This is a genomic window from Flavihumibacter solisilvae (genome assembly GCF_000814475.1).
Taxonomy (GTDB): Bacteria; Bacteroidota; Bacteroidia; order Chitinophagales; family Chitinophagaceae; genus Flavihumibacter; species Flavihumibacter solisilvae.
On the sequence record NZ_JSVC01000055.1, the window covers coordinates 1 to 2,982 of the forward strand.

The 2,982-nt window shown below is 35.9% G+C and carries 3 protein-coding genes; all 3 read left to right on the forward strand.

Going from position 1 to position 2,982, the window contains the following annotated elements; genetic code table 11:
• On the forward strand, window positions 1–339 hold a 339-nt coding region (locus OI18_RS24780), incomplete at its 5' end, for a hypothetical protein (RefSeq protein WP_039144756.1).
• On the forward strand, window positions 314–613 hold the full coding sequence (locus tag OI18_RS23375; protein ID WP_152616959.1) for a hypothetical protein: 300 nt from the start codon (window positions 314–316) through the stop codon (window positions 611–613). The genes OI18_RS24780 and OI18_RS23375, both read left to right, overlap by 26 nt.
• 223 nt (window positions 614–836) lie before the next feature.
• On the forward strand, window positions 837–2,982 hold a 2,146-nt coding region (locus OI18_RS23380), incomplete at its 3' end, for a PHP domain-containing protein (protein ID WP_152616960.1).

Here is a 2,982-nt window from a genome sequence, read left to right on the forward strand (position 1 = left end):
ATGGTTATATCAGCATGCATTACCTTAATTGCTGGATTAGCAGGCAATCTGTGGATAAGTTGCGCAGCTATCGCATTAATATTCATATTAACCTTTGTCATACTTTGGCGCTTAATCAACTTTGCAAACAAAAACCCTCAAGCTGCGATCTTAGAAGGTGCTGAATTTTTGGTACATGAACAAATTCAAATGGCAGCTAAAGGCCTTAAATCAATGCCACAATCATTATTGACATTAGTAGAAGAAGATCCTCCTGTCAAATTGAACAACGAATTACAACAACTCGCCAATCAACCTGATGAGGACAATAATAATGAAGAGGAGGGTAACAATGGCTAAAGGAAAATTCTATCAAATATACCTATCCCCAATGCAGGGTATTGATGATGAAAATATTGAGGCAAAAATGAACTTGGCTTTGGACTGGATTAAGTATGGTAACAATGTTTGGATAATATATTCAACCGCTACACTGGAGAAACTAATGACAAGATACAAGTCATTAGTAGAGCCGGAAGGGCGATTATTTATATGTGAAATAAACATCGTCAATAGAAAAGGCTGGATGAACAAGGGGTTTTGGGACTGGCTAAAAAAGAAACGCGACAAATAAAGGAAACTATCTATTTAATATTTTCAATATGAGATTTGTGGTGCCAATGTCTTAACGTGGGTTTGGCGAAATGAAATAACCTGGGTCAAAAAACATAGATAACATGAACGCTCAAGTAAAATTGAAGCGCTTTTCAGAATATGGCTTCTGAACGCTGTTGGCTCCCTTGAAAGTCAAAATATCAACACTAAAACTATTCGATAAAAATTACTCTAGTATTAGTATGAACGAATTTAACGAAATAAGCTCCGGTGCAAAGTTTGTACGAGCGGACCTTCATATTCATTCCTTTGGCGATGAAGGCTCATTTGATGTGACTGATATTACAATGACCCCTGAAAACATTGTAGATACAGCAGTTTCAAAAGGCCTATCAATTATCTCTATAACAGATCATAACGCGATAGGCAATGTAAAGGATGCAATAAAACACTCTGAAAACAAACCAATTCTAGTAATACCTGGCATTGAAGTTAGTACCACCCAAGGTCACTTGTTAGTCTATTTTGAATCCTTTATTGACCTGCAAAATTTCCGAGGAAAGTTAAATATCAGTGCAGACAAGGAAAGGTGTAGTCAAGGAATTATTGATTGTTTAAACTATGCACATACCTACAACGGCATAGGCATACTTGCACATATTGAACTCACCTCTGGCTTTGAAAAAACAATTGGAAGATTTGGCCCTCATATGGAAGATATCTTGAAACATCCTACCCTTTACGGAATGGAAATAAGCAGTAAAGGATGCTCAAACTATTACACTGAAGATGACGAAAATCAAGATAGAAAACGACTTTTTAACGCAAGAAAAGATGCTCTATTCCTTCCAAAAGATTATGACATTCCAAAGTTGATGTCTTCTGATGCACACACTCTTTCAAAACTTGGCACAAATGCCGACGGTGAAACAAAGCTTACTAGAATTAAAATTGAAACTCTGACTTTTCACTCATTTAAAATCGCCTTAAATTCAAGTAATTCCCGAATTAGATTGGAGAATTTAATTCCTGAAAGGATTCCCAAATTTCTCGGAATAAAAATTGCAGGTGGGCTTCTAGATAAGCAAGTAGTAAGCTTTAGTCATAATCTTACATGCATAATTGGCGGACGTGGTGCCGGTAAGTCAACTCTATTAGAATCACTCAGAGAAACATCAGGCAATAAATCTGAAGCCAGGGTTGTAGATTCCGATGTATGGCCAGAAAAGATCACTTTATTTTATGAAGACGAAACCGGCCAAGTGCACACTTTAACACGCGAAAAAAATTCCGAAGTAGTAAATGTGGATGATCCTGTAAAGGGGCTTTCACATGTACCCATTGAAAGTTACGGGCAAGGAGAAACAGCTGAAACCATACAGCACAGTGACGATAATCCACAAATATTGATTGATTTTCTAGATTCTTTTATCGACTTTCAAAGCCTTAAATCGGAAGAAATTGAAGTGCGGGAACTATTACTTCAAAACCAATCTGATATTAACAAATTACGTTTCGAGGTTTCTAATATTCCCGAATCTGAAAGGCAGAAAAAAATACTTGAAGACAAACAGGATCAATTAAAAAAAGACAAAGCCGGTGAATTAGTAAAGTATCAAATAGCACTACTTAAGGAACGTGACATTCGAAAAAATATTATTACTGATTTAACTGAGCTAATTAAAAGATATAGGACGATTTTTTCAGATAACTCAGTTTTCCAAAGTTTTGAACAACTAACCGATGATGAAATTATTGTGGGTAAAGAATATTTCTCAAAAGTAAAGCAACTGGTTTACGATTTTTCCCAAATTGTTGCCTCTAAGTCTTCCGAACTATCGATCGAGCTTGAAACAAAAGTTAAAGAATTAAAAACAGAAATTGATGGCTGGTCAACAAAAGAGAAACAAATCCAAGATAAAATTGATGAAAAGAAGAAAGACCTGGAAACACGAGGAATTCCATTCGACTTAGGTAAAATTAACCAGATTGCACAAGAATTACTATACTATCAAGAACGCCTAAGAAAATTACAGTTGACTAACACACAATTGCAACAGGAGCTATCAACCCGAAACGAATTGCTCAAGCGTAGAAAGGATTTAAAGAGTAGAATTTTCTACAAGCGCTACCTATTTGCGGAAATTGTAAATTCCAATCTAAAAAACACAGTTGATGGATTCTTCGTCACATTGAAATATCAGCAAGGCACTTACTCCCCCCAATTTGCAGATCATCTAAAAAATGTAATGGATTGGAGAACCTCAAGAGTTGTCAAATCTGAATATATTGAAAGATGTTTTTCTCCGCTTGATTTGGCGCAATTCGTTAAAAACAAGAATTTGGATGCCCTAAAGAACATAAAGGATGAGGAATTAAGCCGAGTCA

What these genes read in the sequence shown, in the direction of transcription:
- OI18_RS23375 (WP_152616959.1), top strand. Translation starts at nt 314, where the DNA reads ATGAAGAGGAGGGTAACAATGGCTAAAGGAAAATTCTATCAAATATAC.